Annotated in this window: 20 protein-coding genes and 1 pseudogene; 10 read left to right on the top strand and 11 right to left on the bottom strand. The window is 44.8% G+C overall.

The annotated features are described in order from the left end of the window. Positions 1-24 precede the first annotated feature (24 nt). Positions 25-231, top strand: a complete 207-nt coding sequence (locus tag AB8P72_RS11360) for a DUF2905 domain-containing protein (protein ID WP_068403553.1) — start codon at positions 25-27, stop codon at positions 229-231. 19 nt (positions 232-250) lie between these two features. Here the strand turns inward: AB8P72_RS11360 and AB8P72_RS11365 are convergent, their stop codons facing one another. Together AB8P72_RS11365 and coaBC are read right to left on the bottom strand one after the other, a co-directional pair. Then, complete coding sequence (locus AB8P72_RS11365) at positions 251-1,033, bottom strand: sulfite exporter TauE/SafE family protein (RefSeq protein ID WP_082894226.1); 783 nt, start codon at positions 1,031-1,033, stop codon at positions 251-253. A gap of 106 nt (positions 1,034-1,139) precedes the next feature. Next, on the bottom strand, positions 1,140-2,528 hold the full coding sequence (coaBC, locus tag AB8P72_RS11370) for a bifunctional phosphopantothenoylcysteine decarboxylase/phosphopantothenate--cysteine ligase CoaBC (RefSeq protein WP_369957764.1): 1,389 nt from the start codon (positions 2,526-2,528) through the stop codon (positions 1,140-1,142). Positions 2,529-2,656: 128 nt separating this feature from the next. Here coaBC and radC point away from each other — a divergent pair, with 128 nt between their 5' ends. From radC to AB8P72_RS11385, 3 genes are all read left to right on the top strand, one after another. Beyond that, positions 2,657-3,340, top strand: a complete 684-nt coding sequence (gene radC, locus AB8P72_RS11375) for a DNA repair protein RadC (protein ID WP_193032125.1) — start codon at positions 2,657-2,659, stop codon at positions 3,338-3,340. Positions 3,341-3,657: 317 nt separating this feature from the next. Beyond that, positions 3,658-6,567 (top strand): acyl-CoA dehydrogenase, encoded by a 2,910-nt coding sequence (locus tag AB8P72_RS11380; protein ID WP_369957765.1) that lies wholly within the window; start codon positions 3,658-3,660, stop codon positions 6,565-6,567. A gap of 418 nt (positions 6,568-6,985) precedes the next feature. Next, complete coding sequence (locus AB8P72_RS11385; protein WP_193032121.1) at positions 6,986-8,359, top strand: dicarboxylate/amino acid:cation symporter; 1,374 nt, start codon at positions 6,986-6,988, stop codon at positions 8,357-8,359. Positions 8,360-8,546: 187 nt separating this feature from the next. On the opposite strand, the pseudogene AB8P72_RS11390 reads toward AB8P72_RS11385, so the two are convergent. Continuing rightward, positions 8,547-9,772, bottom strand: a pseudogene (locus AB8P72_RS11390) (IS3 family transposase). 133 nt (positions 9,773-9,905) lie between these two features. Beyond that, positions 9,906-10,661, bottom strand: coding sequence for a TSUP family transporter (locus AB8P72_RS11395; RefSeq protein ID WP_102077734.1), 756 nt, complete (start codon positions 10,659-10,661; stop codon positions 9,906-9,908). 415 nt (positions 10,662-11,076) lie between these two features. On the opposite strand from AB8P72_RS11395, the gene nhaA reads away from it, so the two are divergent. Next, positions 11,077-12,279, top strand: a complete 1,203-nt coding sequence (gene nhaA, locus AB8P72_RS11400; RefSeq protein ID WP_193032119.1) for a Na+/H+ antiporter NhaA — start codon at positions 11,077-11,079, stop codon at positions 12,277-12,279. Positions 12,280-12,382: 103 nt separating this feature from the next. After that, the gene (locus tag AB8P72_RS11405) at positions 12,383-13,783 is read left to right on the top strand and encodes an oxygenase MpaB family protein (RefSeq protein WP_193032117.1); all 1,401 of its coding nucleotides are present in this window, start codon (positions 12,383-12,385) and stop codon (positions 13,781-13,783) included. Between the two features lie 257 nt (positions 13,784-14,040). On the opposite strand, the gene AB8P72_RS11410 is transcribed toward AB8P72_RS11405, so the two are convergent. After that, positions 14,041-14,778 carry a CoA pyrophosphatase gene (locus tag AB8P72_RS11410; protein ID WP_193032115.1) on the bottom strand — a complete coding sequence of 246 codons (738 nt, stop codon included), beginning with the start codon at positions 14,776-14,778 and terminating at the stop codon, positions 14,041-14,043. A gap of 144 nt (positions 14,779-14,922) precedes the next feature. Between AB8P72_RS11410 and AB8P72_RS11415 the strand changes: the two genes are divergently transcribed. Both AB8P72_RS11415 and AB8P72_RS11420 read left to right on the top strand, forming a co-directional pair. Further along, on the top strand, positions 14,923-15,438 hold the full coding sequence (locus tag AB8P72_RS11415) for an HPP family protein (protein WP_227514902.1): 516 nt from the start codon (positions 14,923-14,925) through the stop codon (positions 15,436-15,438). A 359-nt stretch (positions 15,439-15,797) separates the two neighbouring features. Continuing rightward, entirely contained in the window at positions 15,798-16,361 is a 564-nt protein-coding gene (locus tag AB8P72_RS11420) for an NUDIX hydrolase (protein WP_313974848.1), read from the top strand. Positions 16,362-16,482: 121 nt separating this feature from the next. Here the strand turns inward: AB8P72_RS11420 and AB8P72_RS11425 are convergent, their stop codons facing one another. After that, positions 16,483-19,548 (bottom strand): insulinase family protein, encoded by a 3,066-nt coding sequence (locus AB8P72_RS11425; protein ID WP_369957766.1) that lies wholly within the window; start codon positions 19,546-19,548, stop codon positions 16,483-16,485. 393 nt (positions 19,549-19,941) lie between these two features. Between AB8P72_RS11425 and AB8P72_RS11430 the strand changes: the two genes are divergently transcribed. After that, on the top strand, positions 19,942-20,403 hold the full coding sequence (locus AB8P72_RS11430; protein ID WP_068403584.1) for a universal stress protein: 462 nt from the start codon (positions 19,942-19,944) through the stop codon (positions 20,401-20,403). 143 nt (positions 20,404-20,546) lie between these two features. Here the strand turns inward: AB8P72_RS11430 and AB8P72_RS11435 are convergent, their stop codons facing one another. After that, positions 20,547-21,485: a LysR substrate-binding domain-containing protein gene (locus tag AB8P72_RS11435; RefSeq protein WP_306495286.1), complete on the bottom strand. Its 939-nt coding sequence runs from the start codon at positions 21,483-21,485 to the stop codon at positions 20,547-20,549. A 201-nt stretch (positions 21,486-21,686) separates the two neighbouring features. On the opposite strand from AB8P72_RS11435, the gene AB8P72_RS11440 reads away from it, so the two are divergent. Next, positions 21,687-22,769: a YeiH family protein gene (locus AB8P72_RS11440; RefSeq protein ID WP_369957767.1), complete on the top strand. Its 1,083-nt coding sequence runs from the start codon at positions 21,687-21,689 to the stop codon at positions 22,767-22,769. Positions 22,770-22,966: 197 nt separating this feature from the next. On the opposite strand, the gene AB8P72_RS11445 is transcribed toward AB8P72_RS11440, so the two are convergent. The 4 genes from AB8P72_RS11445 to AB8P72_RS11460 form a co-directional block, all read right to left on the bottom strand. After that, entirely contained in the window at positions 22,967-23,176 is a 210-nt protein-coding gene (locus AB8P72_RS11445; RefSeq protein WP_068403593.1) for a cold-shock protein, read from the bottom strand. Between the two features lie 287 nt (positions 23,177-23,463). Continuing rightward, entirely contained in the window at positions 23,464-23,886 is a 423-nt protein-coding gene (locus AB8P72_RS11450; protein WP_369957768.1) for a YbaN family protein, read from the bottom strand. A gap of 165 nt (positions 23,887-24,051) precedes the next feature. Beyond that, positions 24,052-24,453, bottom strand: a complete 402-nt coding sequence (locus AB8P72_RS11455) for a hypothetical protein (RefSeq protein ID WP_369957769.1) — start codon at positions 24,451-24,453, stop codon at positions 24,052-24,054. Between the two features lie 25 nt (positions 24,454-24,478). Next, positions 24,479-25,774 (bottom strand): VWA domain-containing protein, encoded by a 1,296-nt coding sequence (locus AB8P72_RS11460; protein WP_369957770.1) that lies wholly within the window; start codon positions 25,772-25,774, stop codon positions 24,479-24,481. Positions 25,775-25,785: the final 11 nt, after the last annotated feature.

Below are 25,785 nucleotides of genomic sequence, written 5' to 3' on the forward strand. Positions count from 1 at the left end.
CTAGAGAGGTTAGCGAGAGTTTAAATGGCAAAAATATTGATTGGTGTAGGAATTTTGCTGGTTATTATCGGCATTATTTGGCTGCTGTTTCCAAATGCATTTTCGTGGCTCGGCAATATGCCAGGCGATATCAAACATACCTCAGGCAATACGCGAGTTTACTTTCCAGTGGTCACCATGATTATTATCAGTATCGTTGCCACTATAATATTAAATCTATTTAATCGCTAAACTTGTTTAAGCGTTAAGTTTATAGCAACGCTGTTATGCCTTGCCAGCCAACCCGAATACCGAGAACGGTAAGAATCAACAAGATAAGCTGACGAAAGCGGGCTTGCGGTAAATAGCGACGCAAGCGAATCCCAACCAACAGCGCAGCGATAGACAATACACTCAGTAAGATAATCAGCTGCCACTCATTAGCACTTAGCGCCATGATAGGTTCACGTAAGACAATAATTTGCGCAACCTTACCCAAGAAATAGCACATGTTGCCAACTTTGGCGATGGTATGCTTATCGTCACTTGCGGACAGTAAATACATCATGAGTATGGTCGACATAGCATTGGTCGCACCGCCAATTATTCCAGCACTAAGTCCAACGATAATCAACACAGGCTTGGTATTGGGCAGACGGATTTGCTTACCGAGCAAGCTACTGCTGACATAAAAGCCAATCACCGCAGCTAATACCAATAGAATATATGCGCTATCGACCCACAGCAGTAGCTTGGCACCGAGCATACTACCGAGCAGGCTGGTCAATGCCAATAACCAATAGCGCCTACCGTAATAGATGAAATTTTGCCAAATACTGCGTCCGCCACCTGCTAACCACGTCATGGCATTGAGCAATAACGACGGGAAAATCACCAAGACAATCGCATGCGGTAACGGATAAATACTGGCAAGTGCAGTGGTGGTTACTAACGTCACACCCAGTCCGCTAATACCATGCAATAATGATGCTAGCGCAAAAATTGCCAGTAGCAATAACGTCTGGGTACTATCGCTATCCATCATATTCGTCATATGAGTCATAGAAACTTATAACCTAATAACGATAGTGATGATAGATATCGGCGACTGACATTGACAACAGCGCAATCAGCATAAGTAGACCGTTTCTTATGATTAATTATGCTTGATGACGTTGCCAAATGGTCTCACCAATAATAGTAACTAACTGCTCGGCAATCTCATCTTTGCTGGCCTTTTCAAGAATCACATTATCGTGTTCATAACGCTCGGAGAAAAACACTTGCATGGCATTATCGTCACTGGCAAAACCAATATCGGCGCGCGAAACGTCATTACAAGCGATCAAATCTAAGTCTTTAGATAGCAGCTTGCCACGCGCATAGCGCTCAACATCTTGCGTTTCTGCTGCAAAACCCACGACAAACAGCTCCGGATGGGCAAGAGAAATCGTCGCTAAAATATCAGGGTTTTTAACCAAGTTTAGCGTCATGGCATCTTGGGTTTTTTTGATTTTTTGCGGCGCGGCATCGAGGGTACGATAATCGGCGACGGCGGCAGTGGCGATAAAAATATCAGCAACCTTTATACCCGCACTCTCATTTTCAGCATGTTCATTTTCATGTTGATGCGCTTCACCGCAACCACAGTCATCGTGATGATGAGAATGGTCATGGCTATGTTCATGGCTATGTTCATGAGAATGCTCATCAGCGTCTTCAGGTAAATACTGTAGCGCACTATGCGTGCCATCAACACATTGCTGTGCGGCTATCAACATATCTTGCGCTGATAACACATCAATGCGCGTGACATTAAGCGGTGTTGGCAAGGCAACTTTGCCACCAGCAATCAAAATCACCTCTGCGCCAGCGGCCACGCAAGCACGGGCTAAAGCAAAGCCCATTTTGCCAGTGGAGTGATTGGATAAATAGCGCACGGGATCGATAGCTTCTACCGTTGGTCCTGCGGTAATCACCACGCGTTTACCGGCTAAAAGCTGCGGCGTGGTTTGCATGGCGGTAAATAATTGTACTTCCGCTAATAAATCTTCAGGCTCAGGCAAGCGCCCTGCTCCGACGTCACCGCATGCCTGCTCGCCGCTGCCAGGTGCAATAATTTGATAATTCATATCGTGCAGAGTTTGCACATTGAGATTCACCGCCGGATGCGCCCACATCTGCTGATTCATGGCTGGCGCAATGATAACCGGCGCAGTCGTAGCTAAGCAGACCGTAGTCAATAAATCATCTGCCATACCCATTGCCAGCCGCGCTAAGGTATTGGCGGAAGCAGGCGCAATGACAATCAAGTCTGCCCATTTAGCAAGCTCAATATGACCCATACCCGCCTCTGCTTGCTCATCAAGTAATGAGATATGCACCTCATTACCAGTCAAAGCCTGCAAAGTCAGCGGCGTGATAAAGGCTTGTGCGCCTGTGGTCATAATGACGCGCACATCAAAGCCCGCCTTGACTAAAAGACGGGCAAAAATAGCAGATTTATAGGCGGCGATACCGCCAGTGATAGCAAGCACAATATTTGACATAAGCATGGCATCGATAAAAAAATGAAAGATAAAAATTGCGCTTATAGTAACAATTATGCGATAAGTTAGGGGAAGTTTTGTAGATTTATCTCAGTTATCTGGCATCCATCCTTTGTTAAGGAGTAACAATGGCAATTAAAGACTGGCACGAAGATGACAGGCCACGTGAAAAGCTACTGAAATTTGGTGCCGCTCACTTATCTGATGCCGAGATATTAGCGATATTTTTGCGCACAGGTACCCCGTCGCAATCGGCCATTGAGCTTGCTCGGCATTTAATAGAGCAGTTTGGCAGCCTAGCTGAACTTTTGGCCGCACCAAAAGAGACGGTACTTGCTTGTCACGGTATCGGTCCCGCTAAGTACGCGCAGATTCTAGCATCGCTTGAGATGGGCAGGCGTTATTTGGACAGTCAGCTTAAAACCGGTCATGCCCTTGGGCGCTCGCAAATGGTCAAAGACTACATCAGCACTCAGCTGCGCGGTGAGTCTCGTGAAGTTTTTGCCGTGCTATGTTTAGATAATGCGCTAAATTTAATCAATTTTGAGATACTATTTACTGGCGGGATTTCCTCTTGTTCGGTTTGCATCAAACATGTGTTACGCCATGCGTTGAGCCACGCTGCCAGTCAGCTTATCGTTGCTCATAATCATCCTCATACTGACGCTACCCCATCAACGGCCGATAATTTACTCACTTATGAGCTAAAAAAAGCCTGCGACTTAATAGATTTGTCTTTAATTGACCATATCATCGTCGGGCGCAATGAAACGCTCTCGTACGCTGAGAAAAGCCTAGCGCCTTTTGCCTGAGACCTTTTAGCTAGCAACTTCTGTCTGACGCTTGATACATATTTTCGACATAGCGTAGCATTTTGGCTCTTGATAGTTATAAACAACTGTTTCATATTGGTAGCTTACTTTATTTTTGCTCTAAGAGCTTTTATACAGTAGTTATCTACAAGCTTAAGTTTTAAATAAAGTCCAACACAGATATTCAATTTGTAGCATAAATGAGCTTGTTCTAAGCCCAGCTATAATGAAAAATTAAAATAATAATTCACATTATTGCATTTTTTTATTCACTTAAATTTTACGCTGGTGTATTCGGCGTTAGCAAGGAGACAGTCATGGCCATTGGCTTTTTTATTTTGGCAATCCTCATTCAGTTAGCCATGGTCTTGGCCATCTTTTTATTATCCTTATCGCGTGTCACCGGTAGTATCGTCGCCCTTGTTACCGTCCTCGTCACCGCCTTTATCAGTCCATGGTCGCTCATCTTAGGCATACCGATTGCATTACTGTGCTTGGTGCTGCTGCTCACTCCGCTGCGTCAGTCATTGATTACCAAGCCCGTTTATAAAGCTTTGGGCGGCGCCATGCCAAGCATGAGTGATACCGAACGTGAAGCGCTCGATGCTGGTACCAGTTGGTGGGAAAAAGAGCTATTTATGGGCGCGCCGAATTGGGATACCTTCGCTAAATACCCGTACCCTGAATTGTCAGAAGAAGAACAAAGCTTTATCGATAATGAAGTCGAAGTGCTGTGCGCGATGCTTGATGAGTGGAAAATTCACCATGAAGATAAAGAGTTGTCACCAGAAGCGTGGCGCTTTATCAAAGACAATGGCTTTTTGGGCTTAATCATTCCAAAAGAATATGGCGGACTGGAGTTTAGCTCGTATGCGCAAAGCCGCGTGATGAGTAAGATTGCCTCGCGCTCACCGACAGCTGCTGTCAGCTGTATGGTGCCAAACTCACTTGGCCCTGGTGAGCTTTTGATGCATTATGGCACCGATGCGCAAAAGCAACGCTGGCTACCGGGTCTTGCCAAAGGTGATGAAATCCCCTGTTTTGGTTTGACCGGCCCTGAGGCGGGTTCTGACGCTGGCGCAATTCCTGATACGGGCGTGGTTTGCTATGGCATGCATGAAGGCGAGCAAGTACTCGGTCTGTGTATGAATTTTTCTAAGCGCTGGATTACCCTAGCGCCTATCGCTACCGTCGTTGGCTTAGCCTTTAAAATGTATGACCCCGAAGGTCTACTTGGTGACCCTAAAAAGACTGATTACGGTATTACCTGTGCGTTGGTGCCTGCCAGTCACGAAGGCGTCATTACAGGACCAAGGCATAATCCAGTTGGCTCGCCATTTATGAATGGGACGGTCGATGGCAACGACGTCTTTATTCCGCTCGATTATATTATCGGCGGCGTCGAAAACGCTGGTCGCGGCTGGCGGATGCTGATGGAATGTTTGGGCGTTGGTCGCGGCATCTCCTTGCCAGCGCTATCAACGTCGGCCAGTGAAGTTGCCTATTTGACCGTTGGGGCATTTGCAAAAGTACGTGAGCAATTCAAAATCTCGATCGGTAAATTTGAAGGCATTCAGGACGTGACCAGCAGCATGGCAAGTAACACTTACATGCTTGAAGCGTTTCGTCATCTGGTCACCTGCGGTCTAAACCAAGGTGGTACGCCATCGGTCATGACGGCAATGGCAAAATACTATGCGACTGAAACCATGCGCAATGTCATTAATGACGGTATGGATGTCGTCGGTGGTCGCGCCGTACAAATGGGCCCGCGCAACTTTTTAGCGATTCCTTATCAATCCATTCCCGTCTCTATCACTGTTGAAGGCGCCAATATTTTAACGCGCTCGTTGATGATTTTTGGTCAAGGGGCGATGCGCTGCCACCCTTATCTGTTCGATGAGCTACAATTGCTACAAAGTGACGATAAAGAAGGCGCGCTTAAAGAGTTCGATAATCTATTCTTTAAACATTTGGGCTATACCTTTAATCGCGGCGCCAAAGCCTTTGTCGCAGGTTATGTCGGTGGTAGCAGTCATGCGCCAAGTTTTGCCGATAGCTTTACCCGCCCTTATTATAAAGACATCAATCGTCTAAGCGCAGGATTTGCCCTGACCGCTGATATGGCGCTAGGTCTACTCGCGGGTGATTTAAAACGTAAAGAGATGCTCTCTGGGCGCTTAGCAGATATTCACGCCCATCTATTTATCTGTACAGCGATTTTGCAATTTTATGAATATGGTTCTAAATCAGAAGCCGAGCGCTTACATGCAGAAGTGGCGCTAAAAAATAGCCTTTACACCATTCAAGAAGCCTTTTTATCTTTGTTTGCCAACTTCCCAAATCGCATGGCGGCAAGCGTAGTCAGCTTTGTCACTTTCCCAAGCGGTCGTATCTTTGCCCCAGTGAGCGACGAGCTCAAACGCCAATTAGGCGATACCTTTATGGATGACTTTGAAGCCAATCCATTCCGCGATTACCTTAAAACCATGGTGTATTACAATACTGAGCCACATGATGTCAATGGTCGCATGGAAAACGCTTATCAAACCCTGCTCGAAGTAGAGCCTTTATGGCAGAAATTTAAAAAGGCAGAGCATAAAGACCATTTCGAAGGTCTGACTTTTGAAGATCATGTGGTTTATGCTAGCCAAAATGGTGATATTACCGAAGCAGAGGCGGAGCAGCTGATTCGCTATAATGCCATACGTTTTGATTCCTTATTAACCGATGTCTTTGATAAGCATTTAGCCGAAGCGCAACCTCGCGATAATCCGCACAGTTTGGATAATGCGGTACATAAACTCACCGATTACGCGCAATTAAAAAACCAAGCGCAAGCAAGAAACGGCGTTGCGACAGATGATTCTACGCAGACGGCTGATGCGGTCACTGCTGATAAGCAAGAATCCACGGGCGATGACAACCCAGACCACGGCTATGAAAGCGATGGTGATGTCAAAATGGTCAGCGAGCAAGATACAGTCGAAGAAGTGCAAGAACAAGCCGACTTTAAGGATGCAAATCCTGATGCAGAAGCGCTTGATCCGCGTCGCCGTGATGCAGAAACCCATTTGAGCGAGCGTATGAGCTATAACCATAGCCTGCATAAAACTGATCCTACTTCTGATAAAATGATAAAAGAAACAGATAGTGGCATAGAAAAACCTGACAATCATGCTGAGTGGCAAGATGGTCTACGTCGTGACGAAAATGACAAGATATAAAAAGGTTTGAAGTTATTGCGGTTTTAAACAGTCACGGTATAAAACCGCTAAGACCAACCTCTGCTCATAATCGGTTCGCCCTTAAGCGAGATTATTCAATATGAATAGTCTCGCTTTTTTGTTTATACCCCAACTACTACCAATCAATTTACTCAAAAATTGCTTATGTTATTCAATTTAATCTAAAAATTTTTGCCGATAAATAAAATTAAAATACCGTGCGTTTATTCTCTTGCGCTGTTTTAGTCATAAATATTTCTTGCAGTTACCCCAACAATTCTTTTATATTGTCCCCAAAATCTGACTTCAGAGACAGATAACAAACTTTTAGACGTAACGAAAATAGGCATAAAAACGATACTTATATACTAGGTAGCGTATTTATGGCTGCGCGTTACGGCAACCAAGGACAGTAGTTATGTGGAAGAATATGGGATTAACGGGCAAGATTATTGTTGCCATGGTGCTGGGTATCATACTGGGTTTATTTATAAACTACTCAGGATTAAACACCGAAGGCAGCTTTGTTAGTGACTATGTGACCAATGGCTTATTTGCCATTATCGGTAAGCTGTTTGTTAACTCGCTAAAAATGCTGGTTGTGCCCTTGGTACTGATTTCGCTTATTTGCGGGGTTTGCGGCATCGGTGATATTCGCTTGCTTGGTCGTATCGGTACCAAGACCTTTTTTATCTATATGATGACAACGGCGCTGGCTATTGCCACTGCGATTGGTCTTGGTGTGTTGTTTGGCATCGGTAAAGGCATGGATATCGAGACGGAAGCGGCATTTGAAGCGCAATCAGCACCGCCTCTGCTCGATGTATTCTCCAATATTATCCCATCCAACCCCATCAGCGCGATGGCAAATGGCGATATGTTATCGATTATTTTCTTTGCTATCTTAATCGGTATCAGTATCTTGATGGTTGGTAAACCTGCCAAAGGCTTGGTGCAAAGCTTGGAGCTTATTAATGAGGTCATCTTAAAGATGGTGACCATCATTATGAACCTTGCGCCTTATGGTGTGTTTGCGCTACTAGCAAAAGCCATGTCAGAGCTTGGCTTAGACCTTATCTGGTCGCTGCTTGGTTATGTCGCGGTATTGATTGGCTCGCTTGCTTTCCATTTCTTTGTGACCATGATGATTGTTTTAAAGATTGCTTCAGGCCTATCGGTGCGAACCTTTTTAACAAAAATGCGCGAAGTACAGATTTTTGCGTTTAGTACGTCAAGCTCAAACGCGACGATTCCGATTACCTTGCGTACCGTCACCAAACGTATGGGCGTCAATAACTCTGTTGCTTCGTTTACCGTGCCATTTGGCGCCACCATCAATATGGATGGGACGGCGATCATGCAAGGGACGGCGACCATTTTTATTGCCAATATCTATGGCATTGATTTGGGCATCACCGAGTATTTGACCGTTATTTTGATGTCGGTACTTGCTTCTGTTGGTACGGCAGGCGTTCCAGGTGTTGGTTTAATTATGCTTTCAATGGTATTTGCACAAGTAGGCTTGCCAATCGAAGGTATCGGCCTTATCTTAGGGGTCGACCGTATCCTTGATATGTTGCGTACTGCCGTCAACGTCAGTGGCGATGCTGCCGTAACCGCTATCGTCGCCAAGTCAGAAGGCAAAATGGATCTAGCCATTTATAACGACCCTGATGCAGGTACAAAAGACGTTTTCGATGGTCATATCGATGAAAACAGCGAGCGCGAATTCTCTGAAGTCTTTAGCGATGGCATTATGGGCAGTGAATACGACGATATTAAACGTGGTTAGGCCAAGCATGGCTGGTGGGTAATATCAATTAGTCACTTATAAAAATGCATAATAAAAACCTCAGCCAAATGGACTGAGGTTTTTTTCTGTCTTGAGTAAGGTTTGGAAATTGATATATAGACGAAATAACTTAAGGCTGTGTGACCCCTGCCGTCAATCCCGTATATATAAACTTGGGAGATTTTGATTACGCAGCCTGACGATAATAATCAAACCACACCTGTCTTGGCGATTTATAGCCTAAACCCTTTTGAATCCTAGTCTGATTATAATATAACTCAATATATCCAATGATATCTCTGATAGCTGCAAACCTTGTTTTATAGTCTTGGTGATATACTAGCTCGTTCTTCAATATGCCCCAGAAGCTTTCTATGGGTGCGTTGTCAAAGCAGTTGCCTTTACCGCTCATTGAACCTGTAAACTGATGCTGCTTGATGATCTTGTGGTAAGCATGGCTACAGTACTGACTGCCTCTGTCAGAGTGAACGACTAGCCCTTTGCTTGGTTGTTTATTCTTGATGGCCATGTTCAATGCTTTGCATACTAGATCTGCGGTCATTCGCTTATTGATCGCATAGCCGACCAGCTCTTTGGTATATAAATCTTTGACTCCCGCTAAATACAACCAGCCCTCAAGCGTCCAAATATAGGTGATGTCACTGGCCCACGCTTGGTTAGGGCGACTGGCATCAAACTCTTGATCCAACACGTTTGGATAGACCAGTTTGTTGTGATTGGAGTCGGTGGTGACTTTAAAGCGTTTGTGGCGACGGCATTTGATGCTGTATTCCTCTTTGATGCTTCTGACCATGTAGGGACTGATGTTATGACCTTGCTCACTTAGATGCGCATGCAGACGCTCAACACCATAGCGCTCATGAGTTTCACTGTGAGCGGCTTTAACGAGTAGCTCACAATGGTTGCGATGTATCTGCTGCTCGCTGATATCGCGACTCAGCCAGTCGTAGTAACTTGAATGCTTAACCCTTAGCACGCGGCACATAGTGGTGATGGTAAAGAAGTGCTGGTTATCTTTGATGAAGGCGTACCTGACTAGCTGTTTTTCGCGAAGTACGCCGTCGCCTCACTCGAGCATAGCTCTCCCCTTGCGTCGGGGCGAAGCAATGCTCCGCTTTATCCCTCCTCATTTAATATCTCTCGCTCCTCTTCGGCAACTTTGAGCTGTCGTTTGAGCTGCTTTATTTCTTGAAGAGCTGTCATAAGATCAGGGTCGTATTGCTCTGTGCCTTTGAGCTTGCCTTGGTTGGCTTTGTTATGCCAATTCGATAGCGTTTGCATGGCAATGCCAAGCTGCTTTGCGGTTGCTGAGATATTGCCATTATTGTCTGATATCTTCTTAACGGCTTCAGCTTTAAATTCTGTGCTATAGGTTCTTATTTTCTTGACCATGATAAACTCCGATTAATATGCTTAGTTTACCAAGTTTACTTGTACGGTTTCTTCAGCATAGCTCAGTGACGATACTGCTGGAATAAAGCTTTCTCAATTTATAAAGACTATCTCAACCTCAAAATAACTATCGTTAACCAAGCACATATTTGGTTAGCATTGCCAAACAAACCAACACAATCATCGGACGAATAAGTTTACTGCCGCCTTTAACGACCATATGCGAGCCAAAATACGCGCCGATCGTCTGCCCAACCATCATGGCCAGTCCCACTTTCCACAGCACATTACCGCCCAAGATAAAGAAAATAAGCGAGCCGATATTGGTAGATAAGTTCAGCACTTTTGCTGCGCCCGTTGCTTCGATAATTTGGCGACCACGCAGCGCCACATTTCCTAAAGCAAAAAACATCCCCGTACCCGGTCCCATATAACCATCATAAAACCCTATCAATGGCGCCACTACTTTTTGCCACGTGCCTTCTGAGATACGTGGTGCGGCTTCTACTTCACCCAGCCTTGGAGCAAATAAAGTATAAATACCAATCGCCGCAATCAAAAACGGAATCAGTTTTTCTAACAAATCAGGCGGCGACAACTGCACGGCAATCGTCCCAATAACCGAACCAAGAAAAGCGGCGATGATCGCAAATTTGATACTTTTAGGCTTGATGACACCTTTTTTAATCATGGTAATAGACGCCGCGAGCGCACCCGATGCCGCTTGCAACTTATTGGTGCCCAAGGTTAGCACAGGCGGTATATTGGCAAGCAGCATAGCAGGAATGGTCAATAAACCACCGCCGCCCGCGATAGCATCGATAAAACCTGCCAGCGCCGCAACAGCCGTCAGCATTAAAATAATCTCGATAGAGAGTGATATGTCCATGACACTAACCTTGAAAATTTGGGGTATAAAAAAACAAACGCAACGTTAAAATTTGTGTAAAGGCGCTCATTATAAAGATAAAACCGTAAAAAAAACCAAAAACCTAGCAAAGTCTGCTAGATTTGTTATATTCGCGGCTTTATCAGTACGCCTTTTGGTAGGCTTCGCCTGTTTAAAAAAACCGCATAAAACCGTTAACGTATTTAATTGTTTATATGAATAAGATTGTGAGAAACTAGAGCTATCGGTCTGCTGCGTCATTTTTAATGATAAGTGCAGCATGAATGATGAGGGTTTATGGCTCGGCGAAATGCACTTAAGGAAGCCAAAGCAGGAAAGTAAGCAAGCCAGAACAATTTAGAAATTTGAAGTTTTTGAATGATTTAGCACGTTTTATTGAGTCAATGAGGATAATATGGCAATACAAAGAATCAGAGCATTTTTCAACCTCGAAGCGTCAGGCGGCATTGTCTTAGCGCTGGCAGCTATCGCGGCAATGATTATTGCCAACACCCCTTTTAGTACTTGGTATGAATCTTTTATTCACGCGCCCGTTGCCATTCAAATCGGTGGCTTTGCGATTGCAAAAGACGCCCATCATTGGATCAACGATGGTCTGATGGCGGTGTTCTTTTTTTTAGTCGGTCTTGAGCTCAAGCGCGAAGTGCTCATCGGCGAGCTCTCCAACGTCAAACAAATTATCTTACCCGCTGGCGCAGCATTGGGCGGCATGATTATGCCTGCTATTGTCTACCTGATTTTTAACTATAATGAACCTGAGTTTTGGAAAGGTTGGGCAATTCCGGCGGCGACCGACATTGCTTTCGCCCTTGGTATTTTAAGCTTACTTGGCAATCGCGTGCCAAACTCGCTCAAGGTATTTTTGGTATCCATTGCTATTTTTGATGATATTGGCGCTATTTTAATCATCGCCTTATTTTATACCAGTGACTTATCGCTCGGCGCGCTCGCTGTCGCTGCTTTGTGTTTGCCGTTCTTATACCTACTCAATCGCCGCAATGTTACTAGCATCACGCCATACATACTAATCGGTGTCATTATGTGGATTGCCGTGCTCAAATCGGGCGTTCACGCGACCTTGGCTGGGGTGGTACTGGCATTATTCATTCCACTATTTGACCGTACGGATCCTGAACACTCGCCGCTAGAAGAGCTTGAGCACGATTTGCAAAACACCGTTTCTTACGGCATTCTGCCTTTATTTGCTTTTGCCAATGCCGGTATCTCGCTTAAGGGTGCAGGCTTTGCGGAATTATTTCACTCCGTGCCACTCGGTATTGCGGCCGGACTGTTTATCGGTAAACAAATGGGCGTGATGCTGATGTGCTGGTTAATTTTTAAACTGGGTATTTCTACTATGCCAAAGGGCATGACCTTTAAGCAAATCTACGGCGCAGCGTTACTTTGCGGCGTTGGCTTTACCATGAGTTTATTTATCGGTGGTCTTGCTTTCGGCGGCGCGACACCATTATTTGACGAGCGCTTAGGTATCATTATGGGTTCAATCGTGTCTGGTATCGCAGGTTACTTGATGCTAAAAGCCACCTTAAAAGAAGAGGTCAGCAATACCTCGGTGGACTTAACCCATCATTCTTAAGCACTCATTAAGCGTGAGCGACTTATGGCTATCATGCTAAATAAGTCGCTTAATGCGCTTAAAATGGGTGGATAAAAGCAGACGATATAGAGTAGCTAACAATATGGATCCCATCGATATCGCTAAAGAAAATGCCAAAGCAAATAGCGCCAGTGCTCGGCAAAAAGCTGACCCCAACCCGGCAATTCACGCTTACCAGCGCCACGGACGCACGACGGCAATTGATGACCATAGCGACCTGCAAGTCTTAAAGCGTATTAAGCGTTATTTATTGCCAAAAGATTTTGTCATCTCGCCAGAGTTATTGCAGGAAATGGTTGCCGGCTACGATATTGGCGATCCACTAGCCGATGCATTAGCCGCTGACGGTATTCGTTTTGCTAAACCCTTGAAGCAATTTATCTTAAGCGACAGTAGTAGTGGCGATAGTAATGGTGGCAGTGACAGTAACTTCGATGCTACCCTTTTAAGCAACCCTGCATTTAATACCTTAACCGAGCAATTTAGCAGCCATCCTGCTTGGTTTGACCCCAAGCTTGCACAAATCGGTGCGGTTGCTTACCGACGTTATCCATTGATGCTCATTTGGCTGTTGCGCAATGTCGCGCTAATGGCCGGCTATAGTATTCCTGCCCTCTCCCTGCCGCTTATTCAAACGGGCGCCTTAATGCACGACGCCCTACCGCGCTTGATGCGTACTTACGCCTATATTCTAGCCGTCTCTGAACACCCACAACTAAATTCTAGTTCTTATAATAATCGTCAACCAATTGAGCAGGTATTGGCGATTGGCTCAGAAGGCTGGCGGCAGTCTATCAAAGTGCGGCAAATTCACACGACGGTGCGGCAAAACTTGCTCAAAGGTAAAGGCAATGCTGCTAAAGGTGTCATACCCGATGCCGACCAACACCACAATGTAGATGGCAGCTGGAACACCGACTATTGGGGTATTCCTATCAATCAAACCGATATGATTGCTACCCATTTGCAGTTTTCATTATTGATTATGCGTGGGCTACGGCTGCTTGGCGCCCGTATCAGCAGCGAGGAAGCAGAAGGTATCTTACATCTCTGGAATCTTGCCAGCTATTGGATGGGCGTTGATTTACAGCGCTTACCAAAAGATGAAGCCGCTTGTTGGGAATGGCTTTATACCTATTTATCAATTCAGCAGCTTGATTTTAAAATGGGTCAGCCACTGGCAAAAGCCCTGCACGATTTACCGCGGCAGCTGATGGGCGAGGACAATCGCCGTGGGCGTTTCGTTGAGATGGTCAATGCCAGCGTGACTCGTACCTTGGTCGGCGATGATATCGGCGATGGGCTGGATTTGCCAAAATCGAAAATCCGTTTTGGCGTCTTATCTTCGGTGCCGATTCTTTTTGCGCTCGATACCGCACGCCAGCACAATCAAACGGTGGCGGGAAAATTAGAAGCCTTCCGTGCTAAACGCCAAGATAATATGAATTGGTGGTTAAAGAAAAACGACGATTATTATAAATAACTTGTGCTAATTACAGTTACTTTAAGAAGAATAATCACTCAGTATTAGATAAAACCAATAACGAATAATATTATGCAAATCTATAACCATAACCAGAGGGCATAAGTCGAATATTATTAGTAGTAAATAGAATATATCAAGCCATTATCAACCGCCTCTACAATAACTATAATAAATCCGCAAAAGACGCGCTTGGTTTGATTAGAAAATGGTTTTACTGTAAACAATTCAATAAATCACCGCAAGCGACTGACGTATTAATTACGCGTATCTTGAATGCGGTAATACCACTCAAGTTGCCGATCAAACCCCGTCTCTAGCAAGCTGGCGATGACGCGTCCTGTCAGACCCCATATTGTTTCACCATCCACTTGCCAGCTTGGCGTGAGGATGGTCGCGGTCTGACCTTGCATCGTATACTCTATCGCATACTCAACGGTAGGCTGCGTCAGCAAGGTTTCAAAATCTGCCCAAAAGATACGCGAGATTTCATCAAGCTCCGGCACTAACAGTAAATCTGGCGCAATTAGCGCCACAATGGGACGCACACTCATGCCACTTTTAGAGGTTTGAATCGGTAACTGACCAAGTAGCTGGACTTTATTGGGTGGCAGCGCGGTCTCTTCGCAGGCTTCACGCAAGGCGGTGATGACATTATTACCATCGCTGGCGTCATGTTTACCGCCTACGCAAGAGACTTCGCCGGCATGACTGTTCATGTGAGCAGCGCGGCGCGTCAGTAGCAGCTTGGGATGGCGCTCATGAGTGATGGCAACCAATACCGAGGCATCAGCAATCGGTGTCTGATACAGACTCTCTAAAATGCGCTCGCTAAGAGAAGTATGAGAGTTGTGGTATAACGCAGGATTGGTGACCGCATTTAAGGTCTCATGCTGCACGCGTTCCGCCAACTTTCTAATAGTGGGATAACGAATAAAGTCTGGCACAGCGACGGAAAATTCATCGAAATGGACAGACTGCGGGGGGAGTAACATTATTATTGCCCTATGTTTTTATTAGTATCAAGCATCAATGCCGTTAAACATAAATAACCATTAAATAGCCATTAAATAACCATTAAATAAGATGCTGATTACGCAAGTAAGCACTTTAAGATTACATGTTTTTAGGAAATATTTGTGGATAAGATTTTTTCATTAAATAAAATGCAGGGCAAGACCGATGATTGCCCGCAAAGATTGCCATTAATTATCATTGCCCTTGCTTGGGTTGGCGGTACTTTCGCCACCGCCATACTGGCGCTACTGGGCAGCTGGCAAAACGTCGCTATGATTTTGGGCTCATTTGGTGCCAGCTGTTTGCTTATTTTTGCCTATCCAGAGAGTCCATTTGCCCAGCCTAGAAACATCGTTGGCGGGCATCTTATCACCACTTTTACGGGGCTATCGTTTTTGACCTTGTTTGGTATCGAGTGGTGGAGCTTGTCGCTGGCGGTCGGTACAGCGATTGCGCTGATGCTATTGCTGCGCGTACCGCATCCACCCGCCGGCTCTAATCCACTAATCGTCATGCTCGGCGGCGTCAACTGGCATTTTTTAGTCACCCCTACGCTAATCGGTGCGCTTGCCTTGGTTGCAGTGGCGCTGATTTATAACAATATCGGTCGCGGTCGCCATTATCCGCGTTATTGGTAAATCCATCCTTCAAGGTAAAAGGTAAAGCGATCACTTATTATTCAACATCAGTCTAGTCTAGACTAGCGTAATCTAAAAGCGGCTGCATATACTTTATGTGACTGGACTGATGCGCAATCGCAGCGCTGACAATGACGCTTAAAAAACCTTATTTCATAAACGTAAGCCTAGCTACCATCAGTTTAGCAAAAATGTGTGCTTTTTATTATCACGACCAGTGCGATGGAAATTTGTGTTATCTTAGGCCTCATAGCTATGATGCCAGCTGACAAGCGAACGTCATAACATAAGAATTATAATTCTTACAACACCGATAACCTTTTTTCCATCTTTCGTTTATCTTATATAAGGCAGTTGATATGCGCTATTGTCTACAATGCGGCCATGAAGCAGAACGCAAAATACCAGCCACCGATAATATGCCGCGTTTGGTATGCCCAAACTGCAATTATATTCACTACGAAAATCCAAAAGTGATTTGTGGCTCACTGGTCGTACATAAAAATAGAGTGCTATTATGCCGCCGTGCGATTGAGCCGCAATATGGCTTATGGACGTTGCCCGCAGGCTTTATGGAAAATGGCGAAACCATGGCAGAAGGCGCGGCGAGAGAAAGCTTTGAAGAGGCGGAAGCAGTGGTTACCAACCCGCATTTATATTGCTTATATGATATTCCTGATATCGGGCAAATCTATAGCATTTATATCACCGAGCTAAAAGACGGCGCTTACGGTATTGGCTCTGAAAGTCTGGACTGCGCGTTATTTGCTGAAGAAGACATTCCATGGGATAAGCTTGCCTTTGAAGCCGTGCGCCGTACCTTAAAAAGCTACTTTGCCGACCGCAAGGAGTTTGACGACCATACCGACTTCCCTATTCATCAAGATTTGATTGGCAAAGACCAAGCGATTAAGCGTTATTAATACAGCTTTTTAAAATACTTACCGGCAATAAAAACCGCCGCTTTCAATACAAACACTGAGAGCGGCGGTTTTTTTATACAGTCAATGATTTGCGATGACTGATTTTGCGCTAAATTAACAACTAGCTTTTAATTTTACAAACGTTAAAGCCTAACTCTTTTACGGCTTCTTCTTTATCATACGGCGCTAGTACCGCTCGCACGTGTTTTTGACCTTGCAGATATTGCTTAGCGACGCGCTGCAAGTCAGCAACCGTCACAGATAATATCGCCGCGCGCATTTTACGCTGCCAGTCGACGCCGCGATGATGCAGATTGGCAAAGCAGGCTTTTACCGCCTCGCCTGCTGGAGAGCCAGGTTTATCCATACCTGAGATAATACCCAAAATCGCTTCTTCTAATTGCTCATCGGTTTGCGGCTCATTCAATAACCATTCGATACTGGCATCAAAATGGGCAAAAGTTTCAGCACACTGTGGATCGCGATAGCTAAAGAACTTAAAGGCGCACGCGTTGGCATCGTAACCTGCGCCGCCGCCATAAGCACCGCCGCGCTCACGAATGGCGCTATGCAAGTAGCCATTTCGTAAATATGGCGCCAACACCATTAAGGCAGCAGTATCAGGATGGTCTGCGGCTGGCACAGAATAAGCACTGGCATTATGATAGACGTTGGTCGGCACTAGCCACGCCAAATCGTCAGCGGTAACCTCTTCTAGTTGAGCGCCATCATTCTTACCATTGAGCGCCGAGTCTAACTGTAAATCTGCAAACTCACTTGGAATGTTCGCTTCAATAGCCGTTTCAGTATGGCTTAATTTTTCCGCAATTTGTGGCGCTTTACTGTCTTTCCAGCTCTCAACAATCAAATTGCTTAAGCGTTCGGTTTGCTCGGCTTCACAAATAATGACGGCGTGTTTTGGCAAGCTTATTATACGCTGATGTAAATCCATCAAGCTAATGGCCAACTTATCCCACTGCGCATCATCAGTACTGGCATGGGTTAAGAAGTCTTTGAGCGCGTTTAGTGCTGGCAGCCCGCTACGCACATATTCTAACTGCGCTTGACGACTCATGCCGCGACTGGCGGTTTGCATAGCATACGAATGCCCAGAACCGGCAAGGTTTGATTGCCAACCAGCTGCGCGCTGCTGCAAAATCTCTTTAATACGGTCATGCTCGCTAAAGACGCTGTGCTCTATGACTTCTTTAAGCAAATCAATGGCTTCAGGCTTACGATTTAGCGCGCGTGTAGCGACGACGAAGTAGCTGCTAATCGCTTGACTGTCATCGATATTGGTGCGCTGACTGATACGCGCCGTCACCCCTGATGAATGCGCCGCTTGCTTGGCCTGCATTTCATGTGCGCTTAGCGAATCCGTGCCCAGTTCTGACAATAAACTCAGATAAATAGGTAACAATGGATGATTAATCACTTCATCAACCGGTAGCTCGCTGGTGTTCTGATGACCAATCGCATCGGTCAACGGTACAATTATTTGATAATAGTATAAACCATTGGTACCGGCCTCATATTCAAATAAGGTGCTGTCTTGCCCGCTTAAATTCACTTGTTTTTGCGTGCCTTGTTTAAAGCTGATATCGGTCGGGACATCTTCTAAGCCAACTTTTGGCAATAAGCTTAAATCATCAGGCGCAGCTTGGCGCGCTGCCAAATCTAACGCTTGTTGTTTTAAGATGGCTTTATCGTCGGCAGTCAAATCCATCGCAATAGTATCAAGACGGGTTTGCTCAGCGGCTGCCAGACGGGCGGTTTTTTCACTGTCAGGTGTCAACGTGACTCGGACACGGTGTTGATTGTCTAACAAGTGCTGCTTAATTAAATTGGGTAACCACTGTTCGTCTTTTACTTGCTCACGCAGCCACTGCAAATGCTCATCAACTTCCCAGACATCGATAGGGTTGCCATCATGAATCGCCGTGCTAAAGCCTTCTAGCATGAGATTTAGACCATACGGCATGCTATCGCCGCCGATATGGCGCTGATCAATCTCGATTTGGTGCAGAATCGTCTCAATGGTTTCATCATCAATCGGTTGGCTCGCGACCTCTTTAAGCAAATCAAGAATGCCCTGCTCTACCGCTTCGGCGTGTTCAGGGTTAGAACCGCGCAGACCGGTATAAAAGACCATTTCATAATGACTGTCATCCAAACCTAGTAGCGGACTTGGCGCTTTACCAAGTGGATGGCTGTCCAAATACGCACGCAATGGCGAACCAGCATGCTCAACCAACACACCTTCTAATAGACGCAGTGCCAAACGCTGCTTGGGATCGGTAATTGACGGCAATAACCACGCCACCACATGGTGAGTTTGGTCTGGACCGGCTTCATCAGCAGTATAAGTATCAACCGCGCTAATTGGTGCAGACAGACGTTTTTCTGGACGTGAAACGTGCTTTTTACCCGCTTCAAACTGAATCAAGGCATCGTCATGAATTTTCGCTTGCGTTTGGGCAACTGGAATATTACCAAAGCTCATGATTACGCTGTTTGACGGATGATAATGGCTCTGATGAAATTCAACCAGCTCATGATGGGTCAAATCAGGAATATCAGCAGGATCGCCGCCCGAATTATAATGATAGGTCGTCGTTGGGAACAAATGATGGGCGACCGTATGATATAACTGGTCAATCTCGCCGCTCATCGCGCCTTTCATCTCATTGAAAACAATACCTTTAAACTGCGGTTTATCATTTTCATCTAATTCTACGCGAATACCTTCTTGGGCAAAATCGAGTGGATGAATATTGGGGAAAAACGACGCATCAAGATAAACAGCCAGTAAGTTAAAGTAGTCATTTTTATTTTGGGTGGCATACGGATAGGCAGTCCAATCGGCGGCGGTCATGGCATTCATAAAGGTGTTTAATGAACGTTTAATCATCGAAAAGAACGGGTCGCGGACAGGGAACTTTTCAGAGCCACACAAAGCCACGTGCTCTAAAATATGCGCCTCACCTTTTGAGTCCATTGGCTGGGTACGAAAGCCGACCAAAAAGGCATTTTCATCGCTTGGATGCGCCAAATGGTAATGCATGGCGCCTGTATTGACGTGCTGGCTTATCAATACGTCCATCGACAATGCATCGATATGACGGTGCTCAAGCAGCTCAAACGCTGGATGTAGGGTTAAATCAGCGGTAAATGGCGTGTCAGTCATAGTTGTCCTTATAGAGTAACCTGATAGCTTCTTCGTTAAGCGCTCATGTGGCCGTTAACTGATAAAGCATCTCAGGATAAACAATCAAAAATGGAAAGGTTTATATTTATAAAATTGATTGGTCTAAAATTAATAGCGTTGTAAAAGTTATAAAAATAGCAGTGTTATACAAAATATAGGTAATCTTTAAATAGAGTGGCAATTATCAGCTAAAAAGGATTTGCCTAACGAAACTAGATGGGGCTTAGGGCTTGATAAGTCAAGATAGCGCTAGGAGAAAAATAATAACGCTTCAACAATACATCATAAAGATAGTGTGGAATTAACAAAGCATACTTAACAGCAGTCAGTAGTAGTGCTATAGTTGAAATCATCTGTCAAAAGGAGCAGCTCATGAGTTACGAACATATTTTATTGGTCACCGACTTGATGTCCGACGCTGATGTGGTCGCCCAAAAGGCCAAACGTATCGTCGAGAATCGTCCGAACGCCAAATTATCGGTATTACATATTGTCAAAGATACCATGGTCGGCTTTGGCTATGAGCTGGTGCCTGCCTCAAGCTTATACGATGAAATCGATGATGAACGCTGCCAAGAAGCGCGCGCCAAACTGGCTCAGTTTTTGGAGCGTAATGACTTGCACGCGGTCAACTCTGAAGTAACAACCGCTATCTCTAACAGTGAAGGTATCGTCAATTATTGCCATAAGCATGACGTTGATTTATTGGTCATCGGTCGTCATGAGCGCCACGGTATCTCGGCTTGGCTAAGTGGCGCGACGGCAGATAATATCTTGCCAAACGTTCCATGCGACAGCTTAGTGGTGCGACTCGATAAACCCGTTAATAAATAAGCCTAAGAACAGACCAAGCATCGTTCCGAAGTTATTTAAAATTATTAAAAAATCTCATTAACAAAAGCGCACTGTATGACAGTGCGCTTTTTTATTATTCGTGAAAACAGTAAATTTTCTCACCAATAATTTTACACGTATTGCTAACGTGAATCCTCTCTTAAAATATCGATAAAGCTTTGCCAAATGGGGCTTTGATGACGCGCTTTGTGCCAAACTAGCCACCACGTGCGCGCTAAATCAATACCCGCTACTTTCACCTGCACCAACTTCCCTGCTGCTAGTTCTGCTTCAATGACATACTGCGATAAGCAGCCAAGACCGATATCGGCGCTGACCATATGCTTAATCGCTTCTGACTGCTGAATCGCCATGACAATCTCGGCATGTGGCAGATGCTGCAATAACTGCTCATCGATGATTTGCCGCGTCCCCGAACCCGCCTCTCGTACCAGTAATGGCAGCCTTGCCAATTGTTCCGCGCTGAGCTCATAGCATTTTTCTTTCTCATTATAGGTCATGTCTGTCAACCATTTGCTATTAGATTTAGCAAATACCATCAAGGTATCGGTGCGCCAAGCGCGCTGCTCAATGACTTTCATATCTGTCGGGCGCGGCATACCTTCTACAAGCGCAATATCGATATTTAATTGCTCAACTTCGCCGACTACTTCTTGGGTATTAGCAATATACATATCGATATGGGCATCGGGTAGCGCTTCGTACAATTTGGCAAGCAGCGGTGGCAATACATAATTGCCGATAGTCGTACTAGCGCCAATATGAATCTGCCCTGCTTGATGCTTATGATAATGCTCAAGGGTTAAAGCTTGTCCCAAAATAGCTTGCGCCTGAATATAAATAGGATGGGCGTTTGGATGCTGATTAAGCCTGCGCCCGACGCGCTCAAATAGCGGCATTTGCAACCGCGCCTCCAGCTCAGTGAGTGCACTGCTGACCGCTGACTGCGATAAATGCAGCTCTTCACTGGCACGGCTGGTACTGCCAGTTTGATAAATACTGACAAACACCGATAGCTGCTTAAGGGTAATCCTCGGTAGCAGCTGCATAACTTTTTTCATGATTGGATTACCTCTTTCACTGGCCTTTCATCTTTAACTAATTAGGACACAACCTAGCCTACAACAATTTTTTAACCTAAAAAATCGATAGTTTATATCTTATTAATCTGTTTTTATTATAAATCGGTTTGTCTTATACTGTCTATTCATAAGCTTATGCTTATTTCGATTATAGATGACAAAGAATAGGATGCGTACGAAATGAACGCGATAGCACAAACCATGCATAATTACTTCCCGCATAACCGTCATGCGATGGGACTTATCGTCGTGCTGATTGGGAGCTTGTTTTGTTTGTGGTTAAATATCAGCCTAGACACATGGTCAAATGGACAAATTGTTGGTCTGTCATCGTTGACGCTAGCAATTTTACTTGGCATGGTACTTGGCAATACGGTTTATCCAAGTTTTTCTGATCAATTAAGTGCGGGTGTTGGTTTTGCTAAAGGTCAAATTTTACGCCTTGCCATTATATTTTATGGTTTTAAGCTAACCTTAACCCAAGTCGCAAGTGTTGGTATGCCAGCGGTAATGACAGATGCGTTGGTATTAACCTCGACATTTTTAATCACTTATTGGCTTGGCACCAAATGGCTCAAAGTCGATAAGCAGACGACGCTATTGATAGGCTCAGGGGCAAGTATTTGTGGCGCTGCAGCGGTAATTGCCGCAGAACCTGTGGTCAAAGCCGAAGCGCATAAAGTCACCATTGCCGTTGCCACCGTGGTCGTCTTTGGCACGATTGCCATGCTGCTCTATCCATTTTTATATCAACTTGGCTGGCTACAACCTTGGCTAAACGCTCAGCAATACGGCATTTATACTGGTTCAACCATTCATGAAGTGGCGCAAGTGGTGGTCGCAGGTAACGCCGTTAGCACCGAAGTTGGCAATACAGCGATCGTGACCAAGATGATTCGCGTGATGATGCTCGCCCCTTTCTTATTAATATTGTCTTTTGCCTTAACCAAAACCAGAAGCGATAATGGCGAAAAACCATCATTTATCAATCGCGTGCAACAAGTGAAAGTCCCTTGGTTTGCCTTTATCTTTATTTTGGTGGTGGTATTGCATACGTGGATACCGATGACGGCAAGCTTTGAGCAAAGTATGGTCATGCTTGATGATGTGCTACTCACTATGGCAATGTTTGCCCTTGGTTTGACCACACATATGAGTGCCATTAAACAAGCTGGCGTCAAACCATTGATCCTCGGTGCCATTATGTTTACTTGGTTAATCGTCGGTGGCGGTTTGATAAATATTGGCATCGCTTCACTGTAAAAAAGCTATTAACGCACCAGTAAAACTAGAAATGCCGACGATTATCACTATAATAGTCGGCATTGTTGTTCTAAGATTTGATTTAACACTTTACTATTTATTCATCAAAAGCAATAAACATAAATAATAGGCGAAAAAAAACGAACCCTAAGGCTCGTTTTTTTATTCATCTTGCTCTAATTGTCTATAAAGACGAATTAGATAGCAACGATGTTATGTGCTTGTGGGCCTTTTTGGCCTTGAGTTACAGTGAACTCAACTTCTTGGCCTTCAGCCAAAGTTTTGAAACCTGAACCAGTGATTTCGCTGTAATGAGCAAAAACGTCTGCGCCGTTTTCTGGAGCGATGAAACCAAAGCCTTTAGCTTCGTTGAACCACTTAACTGTACCTTTTTGAACGTCTGACATAGTCATAACCCTGATATTTAATTTATTTTTGGCCTAATTGGCCGATAACGCTTGCAAATAGCTACTGAACGATAAATATTAAAACGAAGGATTATAACTAATACTACGAGGTAATGATTTGGTGCAGAACTGCTCTTAAGCTTGGAAGTATTATAGGTGGCCTAGCGCAGTATCGCAAGCCTTATCTTATCTTTAGTGTAACAAAGCGCAATTATTGGCTATTTTTTGCACTTATTTGCTTTATTTTTAGATACTTAACAAAAATTTTAAGCATTTAACCGCTAAGTCTAGGCATTTGGCAAACGAAATAAATATATAGCGACGCTACTACATACCACTGCAACTAGCCATGCCAGCCAAATCATATCCGCTGGCAAGCGATAAAATAACATCGCCGTCGATATAGACATCATAATCGTCGCTAACCACTTGGCATATAGCGGAACAGCGCGGCGCTCTTCCCAATCGCGAACAAACTTACCAAAATACTTGTGATTAATCAGCCAAAAATGAAAGCGTCGTGAGCTTCGTGCCCAGCAACCTGCTGCTAATAAGATAAAAGGCGCTGTCGGCATCACTGGCAATAATGCGCCAATAATCCCCAAGACAAAAAACACCCAACCAAATATCAAAAATGCCCAACGCACCGCTGGGCTATTGTGCTGATTGGTCTTAGGTCGATAATAAAAGGCTTTTTTTGATTCGGTCATGGGATTTTGTCAGTCAGTGTTAAATATTAAGTTATTAGATCTGCTCTACTTATATAAGCTGTCAAAGATAAAGAAATTAATAACTGAGTACAAGCCTGATTTTGCACGGTTTTGCTATGGATACGTAGCTTATTTAGTGATTAGGTAAATATAGGTCGTTATTCCCTATGATTTGGCAGGATAGCTTTCCCAGTAATCTGCGATTGCCTTTGGAAAACAGTATTCTTTCGCTTTCACACTTATGGCGAATGGGACTAATATCGATTTGGTCACGCCGCCGATACTTTCACAAGTGGCATCGGCAGGTACATCATAGTAAATCACCCGTAAAGTGTTTTGCGGACAAAGGTCTGAGCACAGGAATGACTTGACCACTTCGATACCGTTATGCACACCAATCACCCACTGCTGCGCGCCTTCAGTTGGTGCGGATTCTTTTTGCTGCGCCGCTCGAATAAGTTCGGCGTCTGTTAAAGTGTCTTCATTGGTCGGCAGTGAGACGCAAGCGCTTAGGCTTAACAACAAGACGCTTAGGGTAAGGGCTTTTGTAGCTGATGTTGTTTTCATGCTGAACATAGCATTTACTCCCCATTTATGATGTTATCAACCCTATATCACGTGCTTCTTTTAGCCAGCTTGGAAACTCTTCTAACATATTTTCATACAAAGCTTCTTCACTGATATCATCTAAATCATCAAGCTCAAAAAAGCTGCAATTATCAATAAGTCGCCCTGTCATCTCATCTAGTTCTTTTAGGATGCCATAATGATGTCCGCCTAATCCAACAAACTGCCAAAATATTGGTAAGTTAGCAGCTTCGGTCATAATCTTACTGATACCGCGCGTATCTCTAACGCCACCATCACTAATAAACAGTATGTATACTGGCACATCAAGCCCATCGTTTTGATAGAACTGCGTCACCACTTCCATCACGCCAGCTTCATTATTGGTACGTGAACCCAGCTCCCATTTACGCCAACCACCCTGCACGCTATCAATAAAGTCTACGTAGTTATCCAGTCCAACTGCGCCTAGATATTGTGAGTGCTGACCAAACGCCCAGCAATCTAACGCTTGATCATCGTCAAAACTGACGGCTAATGGTAATAAACGATTGACCACTTCTTGCACGCGACCTTGTTTGTATTGTCGATTCATCGAACCTGTCGCGTCTAATACTAAAGCGACTTTAGCAGTTAGCTGTTGTAATTGACGCTTTTCTAGCGAGATCGTGGCTTTTTTGGCCAGATTGACCAGTTTTGGTGCTTTTTCTAGCATGACCTTTTCGAGCGATGGTTTTGTTTGCACTGGCGTTGTGGTCGCCTCTACTGCTTGCGAGCTGCCATCTTCTACCTCGCCACCGAAATGCTGCACGATGGCGGCAAGCCCACCATTAAAGCCTTGCGCGACGTTAGATACTCGCCAAACGCCACTCTTACGATAAAGCTGCATCAGCATACTGGCTTGCTGCTGGGCAAAATCTGCTGCTTGATACGCTGCCTGCGCCTTTTGTAATTGCTGCCAAATGCCAATCTCTAATGACTGAATTTGATTAAGCGGAGTGTCGGCTGATAATACAAAAAACAAGCTGTCTATATTAGCAGCCAGTTTGGATAAATTAACTTCAAACTCGGCTTGGATGCCTTTGTCAGCCGTTGGCTGCGACTCGTAATGGGTGAGCTTGATTTGTCCACATGGAGAGGTTGGCTGATTGTAAAACACCATGTAATCATCATTGATCAGTTTGCCCGCTGCGTCTAAGGCAAAGCAGCTGATATCCATCTCTATCGGGCTTTGGCGAGTGAACTTAAGCGTGATGGGTGCGGCATCGTCAATAGCAAGGTTGCTTAAAGGTGAGCGCTGTCCGACGGTGAGATGGTTCATGGTGTTCCTTA

This window comes from Psychrobacter sp. CLB018, assembly GCF_041222815.1.
In the GTDB taxonomy this organism is placed as follows: Bacteria; Pseudomonadota; Gammaproteobacteria; order Pseudomonadales; family Moraxellaceae; genus Psychrobacter; species Psychrobacter faecalis.